This is a genomic window from Oceanobacillus sp. FSL W7-1293 (assembly GCF_037969815.1).
GTDB classification, from domain to species: Bacteria; Bacillota; Bacilli; order Bacillales; family Amphibacillaceae; genus Oceanobacillus; species Oceanobacillus oncorhynchi.
The window spans coordinates 346,514-359,889 of record NZ_CP150212.1 but is presented as its reverse complement, the minus strand read 5'-3'; the positions used below and the strand labels follow the sequence as shown (position 1 = coordinate 359,889).

The window sequence follows — 13,376 nt, the reverse complement described above, 5'->3', positions numbered from 1 at the left end:
AGATATTACCCATGAATGTTCCAATCCTTTATGAGGATAATCATTTACTTTTTGTAGAAAAGCCTGTCAATGTGCCTGTACAGGAGGACCAGTCAAAGGATCAGGATTTGCTGAATTTCTTGAAGGAGGATATAAAAATACGTTATCAAAAACCAGGCAATGTTTACCTGGCGCTGGTTCATCGCCTGGACCGCCCTGCAGGAGGTGTCATGGTATTTTCGAAAACATCTAAAGCAGCCTCCCGTCTATCTGATGCCATTCGCCGGCAGGATGTAGAAAAGAAATATTTGGCAGTCGTGCGGGGAGTGCCTGATAAAAATCAAGCTTTGTTAGAAGATCACTTAGTCAAAGATAAACATGAAAACAAGGTATATACAACGCATCCAAATAATAAAAATGCTAAAAAAGCAAAATTAGAGTATGAAGTAATTGGGAGCAAAAAAAATTTAAGCCTCCTTTCCATTAAACTGCACACCGGCAGACCGCATCAAATTCGTGTACAGCTCTCCTCCCGCAATTTGCCGCTTTACGGCGATCAAAAATACGGAGAAAAATGGAACCAGACTGGGGAACAGATTGCTTTATGGTCAGAAACACTTGCAGTGGGACATCCTACTAAAAAAGAAGAAATAAAAGTACAATCTCAGCCGCCAAATAGGTTTCCATGGAATCTGTGGTGAATCGGAATAAGCTTTTATTCTCCCTAACAGCAGACTTTTCAGTTAGCGGCCACATCAAAACCATTGCTGCACGCCAGAAGAAAAAGATTGTACATTGTTAATTTTTCCATTCATAGATTCATTCATATTTCCGCATAATAAGCTTGAAATGCCTGAAGGAGGTATCTATGATGGGTGAAATCAGTCAGTTCAAGGGTGGAGAAAAGGCTCCCAATAACGGGGTCTATATTGAAGTTGGTGAAACAGGCAGCAATGTAGAAGACCCGCAGCAGGTTTCAATGAAAGCTGGGGAAAAGTTTCCAGAAACGAAGAACAACGACCGTGTTTGGAAAAACAAACGCAGCCAGTCCCATCCAAGCCCGCGAAATAGCAGAAGTACGAATTGATTCAAAAAAGCAAAGGAGTTTCTAGTCTGGATTCCTTTGCTTTTTGTATATACAATCTCTTTTATTACGCCTCTCCTATTCTGATTGCCTCCCGTATCTATGAAATAGCGCTTCTCCCACCAAGCCCAGTCCTATTCCTATCATGGTTCCCGCTGCAACATTTCCTGTAAATAAACCAACACCGATCCCCAAACACGTCAAACCTCCGATAATCAAATTATCCCTCCTCTATTCAAACTAAAAATAAACTCCTTATTTTATTACCCGTTCTTTTAATAAAAATTTAATAAATGATTTAGATTTCTTTAAGGTATTACTCTTAGTATATGAATTGTAAGCGAAAAAAGTATGATAACAAAATAGAAAGGAGCTTATTTGATGACCATTCATAAAATAAATGATTATTTAGGTATACCGGTGCTTACTTTACTATTGCTTTCTCTGTTAGGCGTTCCCCGCGTCGTTTTACACGATTTATCCATGGTGGAGGAAGGAAGTTGGATTAACAGCATCTTGGTCTTTGCACCGATTATTATATGGATTCTGTTTATTGTTTTAAAAAAGGTGGAAAAACCCTTTTTATCTTTATTACTCATTGGGTTTTTCTACGGGATATTTTTAGCAATCGTTCACCAAATTCTTTGGACTACTGCTTTAGACACACCTATTCAATTTGGCGGTAACTTAAGTGACCTGCCACAGTCAGCAGTAAATATTATTGCTCGTACATTTGCATTCTTCAGCAGCGTCACAACCGGCATCGTACTAGGCGCAATCACAGGAGCAGCCGGCTCCCTAGTGAATGTTATTAAGAAAGGCTTTAAGTCAGCATAAGCACAGAAAACAGACCAGCATTAACAGACAGCTGCGCTCCGATAAAGGAAAAGCTCCTGAAATTTATAAAATGAACCGGGTTATGATGCGCCATTTCAATATAAAAAAATAAAGCAAACCGCTCTTTTCAAAGGGCAGTTTGCTTTTTGGAATTAACATTTACTAATCATCAGGATATTCCCGTCCGGATCTTTAAAATTAAAGTAATGATGATGCTCTATCTCTGTAAGCAAATGCACCTGTTTATCTTTCATATATTGAAATGCTTCTTCAATATTATTAGTATTCAGGTGAAATGCCGGTGTTTTAAAAGTTTTATCCTTTGCGTAAATTTTACTATCCAACACAATTCCCGCGCCCTTCATAGGGATAACATAAAGATGACCAAAAAGGATTTCTCCATCTGCATGTAATCCTAAAATATCACAATACCAGTCTCTTGCTTTTTCGATATCACTTACCGGGATAAACACGGTTCCAATCTGTTTGAGGATAGGACTATCCATTAAAGCACCTCTCTTCTAATTTTTCAAACGGATTATTCATACTTACTTCCCGTAACAAAAAATTTGTCTTTTCCTCCAAATGAAAAGGACTATCAAACCTGCTTTTCATCTAAATCTGAATAAAGCATTCCGTACACAATGCTATCTGTCCATTCACCCTTATTCCAAAAATCCTGTATAAAATGCGCTTCTTTCCTCATCCCTATACGCTCACATAATTTTTGCGATGCTTCATTTCTCGCATCCAGATTTGCCTGGATACGATGCACGTCAAATGAGTTAAACAGTCTTTCCACTAAACCACGCACAGCTTCAGTTGCATAGCCTTTTCCCAAAGCTTCTTGAGAAAAGCTGTAACCAATTTCAACCGTATCTTTCATCTCTGTATACCATACAGATAAATCACCAATCACCTTATTGCCACTTACCACTGCCAAATTTAAAGCAGTTTCTTTTGTAAGCACATTATTCTCCAGCTTATTATGAAATTCCTCTTGTTTATTTTCATCGGTCCACTTCTCATGCAACAGATATTTACAGGTGGCTTCGTTATGATAAATATGAAATACATCCTCTAAATCGTCCACATTAAATGGTCTAATAAGTAACCTGTCTGTTTTAAATTCCAAAGCGTATCCTCCTATTTTTCTGTTATTTTGAATGGTGATGATAATACAAATTTGTCTAATTAAATTATACCAAATCTTCTTACAATGTATCACTTTTCGTGCGATTCGGAATCACCTTCTAAAACGAAACATCCTTTTATCAGTGTTCATAAGAGATTATCTGTAATAAAATATCTTGCATCAAACTTTAATATGCACTTTACAATAGTGTGCGTCATACACTATAATGAAAGTAGGAGTTGATAACATGGCGGATGCAAATGAACATTTAGATAAAATCATGCAGGAATTGAGAAGAGGAACCATTACAATAGGTGCATTAAGCCAGCTCTCAGAGCCGCAGTATGGTTATTCTCTCGTGACAATGCTTCATGAAAAAGGAATACACGTTGAACCTGGCACATTATATCCACTGCTGAGAAGACTGGAAAAACAGGGACTCTTAGATAGTACATGGGACACGAATGAATCGAGACCGAGGAAATATTACGTACTGAGTAAAACAGGAAAAGAAGTCTTTGATTTACTGGTTGTTGAATGGAAGAACATTGCTGCCAGCATGGATCAGGTAATAGAAAATAAGAGAGGTGACGAAAATGGAGATGATTAACCGGTATATTTATGCAGTTACGCAAAAGCTGCCTCAATCCCAGCGTGAAGATATTGCCATTGAGCTGCGCGGGCTAATTGAGGATATGCTGGAGGAACGGGCCGGGCAAGGGAACAGAAGAGAAAACGATGTAGAAGAAATCCTGCTGGATCTGGGCAGTCCAAGGTCATTAGCTGATAAATATCGAGGGAAAAAGAAATATATCATCGGGCCTGAGCTTTTTGATTCCTATATTTTAGTAGTTAAGATTGTTCTCATTGTTATAAGTTCTTTGATAGGTATTGGGTTTATCATCCAAACTATTTTAGAGCCGATGTCTATTTTAGATCATTTTATTGATATGATTGTTTCTGCCGTTACAGAGCTTCCACAGGCTTTCGGCTGGACAACATTTTTGTTTGCTATCGGTGAGCTGTACGGTGGAATGAAACAAAAAGATTTAATCGGGAAGGAATGGAAGCCTGCAGACTTACCGCCCATTCCAGATGAAAAGAGACAAATCAAACGCAGTGAGTCGATTGTCGGAATTATTTTCTACACGATTATCATTGTATTTCTCGCCTTTTCGAATGACTACTTTGGAATTTGGGTATTTCAGGATGAATTTAACGGTGTTGTTCCATTTTTAAATGAACAGACCTATGGTTCCTATTTATTGTTTATTGTTCTCATATTCGGATCTGGAATTATCAAAGAATGCCTGAAGCTCGTCGCCGGGGAATGGACGTATAGGTTAGCTGCTTATACAACAATTGTAAATGTCATATCGATGGCAGCAGTACTATTTATGATTAGCGGGCCTGATTTTTGGAATCCTGAATTTATGAATCAATTGGCAGAGGCCGGAGTGGTTACGGCTGGTTCTGAAACATTTAATACGATAACCACGATTTGGAATCAATCCACGTTCTGGATCCTTATTCTGTTTATTGTCGGTTTAGTGTGGGATGCTGTGGACGGATTTATCAAGTCTCGAAAAAAATAATTATATTCTAATGACGCATGGTTGAACAGAGAACAATTCAATCATGCGTCATTTCTCAGATTTTAACGTTGAGATAATTAGCGAATAGTTGATGCATCCATATTCACCTTTCCTGGTTAAAGGAATGTTCTGCCCATTTAGATACGTTTAACTAACTTCCCATTTTTTTAAATAATGTAAGTACTGTTTGCTTGGGCATCTATCCTCTCTATCCCCAGTCATTTTAAACCATTTATCCATTCATTCATATTTTCATTTGGTTGTCTCTCTTCAATCAGCACCTTTAAATAATAACATTCATTTTATAAGCTGATAATATTTGAATTAAAGACTCCAAGTATCCTCCCAAAGCCGAATAAAACCGTTTCTGTATAATAGCTTTTCCAGTAAAGAATTATGAAATTTTATATTCTCACCGTTTTCTAATCAAATTGTAATCATCATCTTATCCGTTTCATTTAAGATGTTGTATGGAATGGAGGTGAAAAAATTGGCAATAGAGATTTTCAAAAGAAGAGAGCAAAAATATCTGATTACGTTGGAACAATATTCGCTCCTGCTGGAACAAATAATGCCTTATATGCGGTCAGATAAATTTGGTGTAGATGGAAGATATATTGTCAGCAGCTTATATTTTGATAGCGATGATCACAAAATTTATTTTGAAACAAAGAATAAATTGGCTTTCCGGCAAAAACTTCGCCTACGTACCTATAATGAAACTGGTATTGAGAAGTCAGCTTTTTTTGAGGTAAAGCAAAAACATAACAATGTGGTCAACAAACGGAGGATGTTACTTCCGTTAAAAGAAGCATATCACTATCTTGAAAAAGGAGATAAAAAACATTTAAATGACTTTCATACATCTAATTCGCAAGTACTTCGTGAAATCGATCACTTTCGAACATTATACGGACTAAAACCGGAAATGGTTGTTAGTTATGATCGCCATGCACTTCACGGAATAGACAATCCTGAGTTGCGTATTACATTTGATTTTAATCTACGCTGTCGCAATGATGATTTGCTTCTGGAACATGGTTCTGATGGAGAATACTTTATTGATTGCAATCTAGTTGTATTGGAAGTCAAAGTAAATGATAGTGTTCCATTATGGTTAACCCGTATTTTACAGGCTTTTCAATGCGAACAGCGAAGTGCATCTAAATACTGTACCAGTATGGAATTGCTGCAGAGAAATCAACTGCCAGATAAAATTAAAAGAGAAGTTGTATCGACAGGAGGAATATAGAATGGATTTTATGAATAAAATATTCGATTTACAAGCTAGTGAACCATCCAGCATTTATATGATTTTACTTGCATTGGTCATATCAACTTTGTTGAGCCTAGTTATTACGAAGGTTTACATAATCACATTTACAGGCGAACGTTATGCACAATCCTTCGTACACACTATTATTATTTTGAGCATTATTGTCTCTGTCGTTATGAACGTTGTTAGTGATAATGCCGGAGTTGCATTTGGACTATTTGCTATTTTTTCACTGATTCGATTCAGAAGTGCGGTTACCAATGTGAAAGATATTGCGTATATTTTCTTCGGCCTTTGCGCAGGCATGACATGTGGGCTTTTTCGATTTGATTTAGCAATCATACTTACCTTATTTGCTTGTTTAGTACTTTACTTGCTTTACAAATTTGAATATGGAAAAGGAAAAGATACACAAATTTTAAAGGTAACTGTACCGGAAAACTTAAATTATGAAAATCTGATGCATGATCTACTTGCTGAGTATACACTAAGTTCTTCATTACGACAGGTTGAAACTACTAATCTCGGAACAATGATTTTGTATACTTATGCTATCCGTATGAAAAATGAAGTACATGATAAAGAACTATTAGATCATATTCGCGAAAAAAATGCTAATTTAAAAGTATCCATCACTTATATGGAAAATACTGATGGGTAGAGTAAGCAGATAGCGCAAAGCCTTTTTATTAAGATGCGCCATATAAAAGAGGATGTTAAAAAAGCCTAAAAGCAAGCGTTAAATAAGATGATACTTTGAAAAATTACTTTATTTAACGCTTGCATTCTAACCTCGGAAACATATTATGACAATATATTTACCGAAAATACTGAACAACTTTAATTATTATATTTACATTACTCCTTTATTTATTACGTCTTCTATAAAATCGACAATGCCATCTTCCACTTCTTCTCGAATATCTCGATAGTTGTGAATTTCGTGGCGATAACCACTGTACAGTTTTGTTTTTACCGTATGGCCTGTCTCTGCTAACCAATTTGATACGGCATAAACCCCTTCTCCATATAAACCAACTGGGTCCTGATCACCAGCAATATTATATATAGGTATGGCGATAGGGACATTCTCTGCCCACTCTGTTCCAACAATCTGCTCCATCATTTGTACAAAATCATATAAAGACCGTATATTAGGAGGCGATGTAAAGTTATTAAATGGATCATTCGCATGATCAGCTACAATATCCGGATCTCCACTGATCCAATCATTCGCTGTATTTGGCTGATCTATCCGATCTGTCATCCAACCCAATAACTTGCCCAGCGCCTCTGCATCCACTTGGTCCCCTTCGCCTGCATCAATTCGGTTTTTCAACTCTATACTCAACTCAGCGGCAGTCGGTAAAACACCCGATGTGCCACATAAAATAGCACCTTCCACTCCTTCACCATATTTAGTTAAATAATTTCTAACAATCATCGAACCCATACTATGACCAAAGAAGAAAAATGGCAGATGAGGGAATTTCTCTTGTACCATTCGACGTAATTGGTGTTCATCTTCCACCATCGTCATATATCCTTTCCCTCCCCAATTCTCCCAATTACCAGAATCAAATGCTGTTTTTCCATGACCAATATGGTCATCACAAGCTACAATAAAACCTTCTTCATTTAACCTTAAAATCATATGCAAATATCTTCTGGAATGCTCTCCGAATCCATGCACCAGCTGTATAATTCCTTTTGGTTTACGAATTGGTGTATAAATCCATCCCTTAATCGTATCCTGCTCACTAAATGACGTAAATGATAGCTCATGCAGTCCCATATTCATTTCCTCCTTCATAAAAATAATAAAAAAGATACACTAAAACCGATCCTTTCTAATTCAGACCATCTAGTGAGCCTTCTCCAATTCTCATCTCTTTTTCATTAACTTTAATTTCAATTAAAAACCCATTTGTAAGCGTTGTCAATGTATATCTTTGTAATTATGAGTTTTAAGAGAGTGTCTTCTTTATTAACAAAAAATGATTTCATTAGCACACCTATTAACTCTCAATACAATTTATAATAGCATTTTATTGACAAACCAAAGACACTGATTCTCCTTTCATTGAATCAGTGTCTCTCCAGTTCAATCTTTATTCCCTTAATATCTTCTCCATCTTCTTCCCTTTTGCCAATTCATCAATGAGCTTATCCAAATAACGGATCTCCTGCATCAGCGGTTCTTCTATATCCTCTACACGCACACCGCAAATCACACCTTTAATAAGAGAGCGGGAATCGTTCATCTGCGGAGCTTCCGCAAAGAAGGTCTCAAAGGTTACCTCTTTTTCAATTTGCGCTTCCAACTCTTCCTGACTGTAACCTGTCAGCCAAGTAATAATCTCATCGACTTCTTCTTTGGTACGGTCTTTTCTCTCTGCTTTGTTTACATAATGAGGATAAACACTTGCAAAAGTCATTGTGTATATACGATGATTAGCCTTAGCCATGACATAGCCTCCCTTTTACTGTTCCGTCACTGCGTCTTCTGTTTCCAAATGAAACGCGTCCAGCAACTCTCGAACTTCATCCGTTGTTTCGGTATGCATCAATTGATTTCTTAATTCACCGGCTCCCCGGAATCCGCGCACGTAAATTTTAAAGAATCGACGCAATGGCTTGAAGGCGCGCGGTTCCTGTTCTGAATATTTATCATGCAAATCCAGCTGCAATCGTAACAGGTCCAGCAATTCCTGACTGCTGTGCTCCCGAGGCTCTTTTTCGAATGCGAATGGATTTTTAAAAATTCCCCGTCCAATCATCACGCCATCGACACCAAATTCTTCAACAAGCTTTAAGCCTGCTTCCCGGTCCGGTATATCTCCATTTATAGTCAACATCGTATCAGGAGCAATCTCATCACGGAGCTTCTTGATTTCTCCAATCAATTCCCAGTGCGCATCGACCTTACTCATTTCTTTTCTCGTACGCAGGTGGATGGAAAGATTCGCTATATCCTGCTCAAACACGTGCTTCAGCCAGTCACGCCATTCATCTATATTTGAATAACCAAGTCGCGTTTTCACACTGACAGGGATCCCGCCGGCTTTGGCAGCCTGGATGATCTCCGCTGCTACTTCCGGACGAAGAATCAATCCGCTTCCCTTTCCTTTGGAAGCCACATTCGGCACAGGGCATCCCATGTTAAGGTCTATGCCTTTGTAGCCCATTTCAGCCATTCCAATGCTCATCTCACGAAAATTATCCGGCTTGTCCCCCCATATATGGGCAACCATCGGCTGTTCGTCCTCGGTAAAAGTCAAACGCCCGCGCACACTATAAATGCCCTCTGGATGACAATAGCTCTCCGTATTTGTAAACTCTGTAAAAAAGACATCCGGGCGGCCTGCTTCAGCTACAACATGACGGAAAACAACATCCGTTACATCCTCCATCGGCGCCAATATAAAAAACGGTCGTGGTAAATCACGCCAAAAATTATTAGTCATTTCTCCATTTCAACCCTCTCATTTATGGATGAATAAGGCATTATACACTTATCCTATATGTTAAAGCAGTAATCGACGCTGCTTCTTTTTTATTTTGTCCATGATAATATTATCATAAGAGGGCTGCAGAGTACAAAAAGACTGAATTACTATTGAATCCAGCTTTTGTAGATTTGAAATAAAGTTTGATCATTTTCTACCTGTGTTGTTCTGCAATCAATCTTGATTATAGATAAAACAAGCTTAAATTTACTTCAGGTTATTTTTGACTTGGTTTGTGCCATCCTTCTTTTGTGAGATACGTACTTAAAGAGAAAACATTTGTCCAGAATTATGATTGATTCCGATTTTCCACTTGATGAATCCAATTTAAATCTGCTTCTAAATGTAAAAGAGTACCAGTGATTAATAAATACCTATTCTCGTCTCCTTGCAAAAGAAAATCCGTTTTTAATTTAGTCAATTCCATGACATCTTTCATTATCATCGCTTTTTGCTGTTCGAGCATCTCCTTTTCCTGTTCGAAACCAACCTTACGAGCACAGCTCCATTTAAAATGAAAGTCGTCTTTCGTAGAATGATAGGGCACTGGTTCCAGCATCCAATTTTCCAATTCTTTTTTTCCTTCCGCAGTTATTTCATAAAGTTTTCTTTCTTGGTCATCCATTCCTACAGATAAGACAAGTTGATCACGGATGAGACGATCCAGAGTCGTATAAATTTGACCAGCATTAATTTTCCCTTTCGTTCCTAGAAGGGATTCTAGTTCTAATTTTAATTCATACCCGTGATTTTTTTGTGAATATAGTAATGTTAATATTCCGTACTTAACTGACATAATTGCTCAACCTTTTTTGAGTGATGATATAATATTGATTTTACTTGCTGTAGCACTAGAAATCCAAGCAGCAAAAAGGCTTAGTGAAATTCCAGCAATCAGTGCCAGTATAATATTTCTCAAAGGTAGTTGAAAAGATATAAATCCTCTCAAAAGTTCGGATTGACTAGTGACATAAAGTAAAACCACACCTGAAAGTATACCTCCAATGACCCCTGATAATCCAATAAGAAATCCTTCTCCAACTATCATCTTTTTAACCTGCTGTTTTGTAAATCCAAGCGCTCGCATCGTTCCTATCTCCGGTGCGCGCTCCAAAGTGTTCATTAATAACGTGTTAGCTGTACCAATACTTGCTAGCCCGATGATTAAAACTAACATGATTAGGATTAACTCGTTCATACCAGATAATGCTGAAGTAGTTGATTTAATTTCATCTTCTACAGTTTCCACTTTTGAGAGATGATTGCTGAAATCCAGCCATAATTGATCACGTAATTGCTCACCATTATATCCGTCAAGTAAAGTTAAAAGCATGTCAAAACTATTCGCCCAACCAAATTCATTGTTTAAATGATTCTCATTCATAAATGCGACATAACCTGAGTAATTCGATGTTTTCACCACGTCAATAACTTCAAGTTGTTGTTTGCCTGATGGTGTATTAATGGAAATATATTCTCCCACATTTCCGCCCCATTCATCAAAAGCTCTTTCACCAAGGAGAATAGAAGGTTCCTTAGTTAGGTCATTATATAAATTCTCTTTTTTAGAACTCTCAAACAAGGCAGGTCCTTCTTTATCTACAGCAAAAACGGAAAACTGTTTCTTCTCTCCATCGATTGTTTCCCATGTAATTGGTGCAGCTTCTGTTAACGGTTCAGCCTTGGCAACAGAATCATAAGATAGCAGTTTTGTTCTGTCCTGATTAGTCCAAGGCGCTTCTGATGTAACTCTGAGGTCACCTCCATACGTATCCCTGATTTCATTTTCATAACCTTCAGGAGCAGATTCTATAACAGCGCTTAGTAATAATATCACCGCTATCCCAACAGCAAGAATGGCAGCAGTATTGGCATTTCGATTTAATTGTTGTGTAAGGTTTTGGGCTGCAAGATTGCCAGGATAACCGAAGAACACCTTCAAAACCGGTTTAAGTATTCGCTTCAGCACCAGTAAAAGTAATGGAAACAACAGAATAACACTTATTAATATAGCTAAATAAGAGGCAGAGTGATCAATAAATATAAAAGAAAGTAAGCCGCCCCCCACAACAACTCTCAGCACAAATTGCCTTGTCGATGAATACGTTTGATTTCCCATTTTTAATGTCATTAAGACCGAAGTTTTCCCAGCATTGTAAATAGGAAATAAAGAAAAGACAACAGGAAACAGAATCCCAATTACTACAGATATGAATGTAGGCATTTTCCAATTTAATGTGTAAACCATATCAAACTCAAACACGCCCAGCAACGTTTGCATAAATATATCCCCAAGCCAAATTCCTATAGGAACTCCAATAGCTGTACCAATTAATGCTAAAAGTATTACTTCAATAAGAATAAGTCTAGAAACAGAACTTTGAAGATAACCAAGACTCTTCATTATCGCAAATTCCTTTTTCCGCTCCATAACGCTTGTATAAATCATATTAAAAACGATGAATCCGCTGATAAAAATCGATAGCCCAGCAATTAAGTAAAAAAATGTATAAAGTCCTCCAATATCATTACTTTGCAGATCATCTGCGACAACTGGTTGTATGTATACATTTGAATTACCAAATTCGTTCTGGAGAGATTGGAAAAGTTCCTCCCCTTCTCCATTTATTTGAAATCTTACATAGGAAAGCTCGTTATCCATACCAGTCCAATCTCTTAACAAATCAAGTGGAGCCATGATTCGGAAGTTATTTGACTCAGCACCTTCCCAATCACTCGGACTTGCAAGCAGTTGCGTATATTCAACAATAGCGGAAACCTTAGCTTCTCCCAAATCGGTAAACCTAATTGTATCTCCTACTTTTTTATTTAACAGATTTGCAACAACGTCTGGTATCACCAACCCTTCATTATCTAAATCCCCGTCGATAACAGGAAGTTTTAGTAAAGAACTATTTTGGTTATTTACACCTGTAATTCGTACGGACCGTTGATTTAAGGTTTGATCTCCCTCAAGTTCAAAGAAAGCTTGCTTGTCAAGCGCAAACATTGTTTCCGTTACATCTGGATTCGCCAAAATGGAGGAAACCGCATCTTCAGAATAAGTATGTTCATCACTTAGAACCCAGTAATCCGCATTTGCCACATACATTTGTTCGTAATAATCGAAAACATCATTTGTTGTTTTGTCGGCAATCAGCATGGATGTGACAAACGATATCCCTAAAATAATCCCCAGCATTGAAATGAAAAATCGTTTTTTATTTTGTGTTATGTTACGCCATGAAATTCGCCACATATTTAGCATAATCATCTTCCTTTCTAGAGATGACTTGATCAATAACTCCATCTTTAAAAAGAATAATTCGATCTGCAAACCCAGCTGCGAAAATATCATGTGTAACCATGATGACTGTTTGATTGCTTTCTCGGTTGAATCTTGATATTAATCCGAGAATTTCCTCTGCTTTATTTCTATCTAAATTTCCTGTTGGCTCGTCAGCTAATAAAACGGAAGGATTGTTGACTAGCGCTCTAGCTATAGCTACTCGTTGTTGTTGACCACCACTAAGTAAATTAACATGTTTCCGGCCAAGCCCTTTCAGTCCTACAGCATCAAGTAATTCTAAAATCATTTGGTTCTTCTCTTTCGTTAAGCTGCCATCTGCATGTAGAGGGAAAGCTATATTTTCCTTTACATTTAATGTAGGTAGCAGTTGGTAATTTTGAAAAATAAAACCTATATACTTTCTACGGAATATGGTTCTTTCTTTTTCCGTCATGTTACTTAAATGATTTTGATTTATTAATATATCTCCTTCAGTTGGTATATCGAGACCACCTAGGAGTTGGAGTAATGTACTTTTCCCAGAACCGCTAGGTCCCATTATAGCCACAAATTCTCCTTCTTCAACGTTCAAATCCACATTTTTCAACACTTCCGTTCTTTCTTGCCCTTGTATAAATTCCTTTTTTAGGTTCCTGACCTTAATCATGTTTT

Annotated in this window: 16 protein-coding genes; 7 read left to right on the top strand and 9 right to left on the bottom strand. The window is 37.4% G+C overall.

The genetic code is table 11. The features are described from left to right. Positions 1–11: 11 nt before the first annotated feature. Together MKY65_RS01910 and MKY65_RS01905 are read left to right on the top strand one after the other, a co-directional pair. The gene (locus MKY65_RS01910) at positions 12–680 is read left to right on the top strand and encodes an RluA family pseudouridine synthase (protein ID WP_339181756.1); all 669 of its coding nucleotides are present in this window, start codon (positions 12–14) and stop codon (positions 678–680) included. A gap of 170 nt (positions 681–850) precedes the next feature. Then, on the top strand, positions 851–1,066 hold the full coding sequence (locus tag MKY65_RS01905) for a YjzC family protein (protein ID WP_256708578.1): 216 nt from the start codon (positions 851–853) through the stop codon (positions 1,064–1,066). A gap of 75 nt (positions 1,067–1,141) precedes the next feature. Here MKY65_RS01905 and MKY65_RS01900 read toward each other — a convergent pair whose 3' ends face one another. After that, the gene (locus MKY65_RS01900; protein ID WP_175297021.1) at positions 1,142–1,282 is read right to left on the bottom strand and encodes a hypothetical protein; all 141 of its coding nucleotides are present in this window, start codon (positions 1,280–1,282) and stop codon (positions 1,142–1,144) included. Positions 1,283–1,444: 162 nt separating this feature from the next. On the opposite strand from MKY65_RS01900, the gene MKY65_RS01895 reads away from it, so the two are divergent. Then, positions 1,445–1,900 (top strand): hypothetical protein, encoded by a 456-nt coding sequence (locus tag MKY65_RS01895; RefSeq protein WP_339181753.1) that lies wholly within the window; start codon positions 1,445–1,447, stop codon positions 1,898–1,900. 152 nt (positions 1,901–2,052) lie between these two features. Here the strand turns inward: MKY65_RS01895 and MKY65_RS01890 are convergent, their stop codons facing one another. Next, positions 2,053–2,406 (bottom strand): VOC family protein, encoded by a 354-nt coding sequence (locus MKY65_RS01890; protein WP_042531138.1) that lies wholly within the window; start codon positions 2,404–2,406, stop codon positions 2,053–2,055. 92 nt (positions 2,407–2,498) lie between these two features. Further along, positions 2,499–3,035 (bottom strand): GNAT family N-acetyltransferase, encoded by a 537-nt coding sequence (locus MKY65_RS01885; protein ID WP_339181750.1) that lies wholly within the window; start codon positions 3,033–3,035, stop codon positions 2,499–2,501. 247 nt (positions 3,036–3,282) lie between these two features. Between MKY65_RS01885 and MKY65_RS01880 the strand changes: the two genes are divergently transcribed. The 4 genes from MKY65_RS01880 to MKY65_RS01865 all read left to right on the top strand — a co-directional run bounded on the left by MKY65_RS01880 (position 3,283) and on the right by MKY65_RS01865 (position 6,567). Next, on the top strand, positions 3,283–3,645 hold the full coding sequence (locus tag MKY65_RS01880; protein ID WP_042531134.1) for a PadR family transcriptional regulator: 363 nt from the start codon (positions 3,283–3,285) through the stop codon (positions 3,643–3,645). Next, on the top strand, positions 3,632–4,630 hold the full coding sequence (locus MKY65_RS01875; protein WP_339181746.1) for a hypothetical protein: 999 nt from the start codon (positions 3,632–3,634) through the stop codon (positions 4,628–4,630). Before MKY65_RS01880 ends, MKY65_RS01875 begins: the two co-directional genes overlap by 14 nt. 490 nt (positions 4,631–5,120) lie before the next feature. After that, the gene (locus MKY65_RS01870; RefSeq protein WP_193062436.1) at positions 5,121–5,882 is read left to right on the top strand and encodes a polyphosphate polymerase domain-containing protein; all 762 of its coding nucleotides are present in this window, start codon (positions 5,121–5,123) and stop codon (positions 5,880–5,882) included. A 1-nt stretch (position 5,883) separates the two neighbouring features. Next, positions 5,884–6,567 carry a DUF4956 domain-containing protein gene (locus MKY65_RS01865; protein ID WP_139089043.1) on the top strand — a complete coding sequence of 228 codons (684 nt, stop codon included), beginning with the start codon at positions 5,884–5,886 and terminating at the stop codon, positions 6,565–6,567. 192 nt (positions 6,568–6,759) lie between these two features. Here MKY65_RS01865 and MKY65_RS01860 read toward each other — a convergent pair whose 3' ends face one another. From MKY65_RS01860 to MKY65_RS01835, 6 genes are all read right to left on the bottom strand, one after another. Further along, positions 6,760–7,701, bottom strand: a complete 942-nt coding sequence (locus MKY65_RS01860) for an alpha/beta fold hydrolase (protein ID WP_339181742.1) — start codon at positions 7,699–7,701, stop codon at positions 6,760–6,762. A gap of 316 nt (positions 7,702–8,017) precedes the next feature. After that, positions 8,018–8,374: a DUF2200 domain-containing protein gene (locus MKY65_RS01855; protein WP_193062430.1), complete on the bottom strand. Its 357-nt coding sequence runs from the start codon at positions 8,372–8,374 to the stop codon at positions 8,018–8,020. Between the two features lie 15 nt (positions 8,375–8,389). Next, positions 8,390–9,373 carry a tRNA-dihydrouridine synthase gene (locus MKY65_RS01850; RefSeq protein ID WP_193062428.1) on the bottom strand — a complete coding sequence of 328 codons (984 nt, stop codon included), beginning with the start codon at positions 9,371–9,373 and terminating at the stop codon, positions 8,390–8,392. Between the two features lie 331 nt (positions 9,374–9,704). Next, on the bottom strand, positions 9,705–10,211 hold the full coding sequence (locus tag MKY65_RS01845; RefSeq protein WP_193062426.1) for a PadR family transcriptional regulator: 507 nt from the start codon (positions 10,209–10,211) through the stop codon (positions 9,705–9,707). Positions 10,212–10,217: 6 nt separating this feature from the next. Then, positions 10,218–12,683, bottom strand: a complete 2,466-nt coding sequence (locus tag MKY65_RS01840) for an ABC transporter permease (protein WP_193062424.1) — start codon at positions 12,681–12,683, stop codon at positions 10,218–10,220. Continuing rightward, complete coding sequence (locus MKY65_RS01835) at positions 12,652–13,371, bottom strand: ABC transporter ATP-binding protein (RefSeq protein ID WP_042531119.1); 720 nt, start codon at positions 13,369–13,371, stop codon at positions 12,652–12,654. Before MKY65_RS01835 ends, MKY65_RS01840 begins: the two co-directional genes overlap by 32 nt. Between the last annotated feature and the right edge of the window lie 5 nt (positions 13,372–13,376).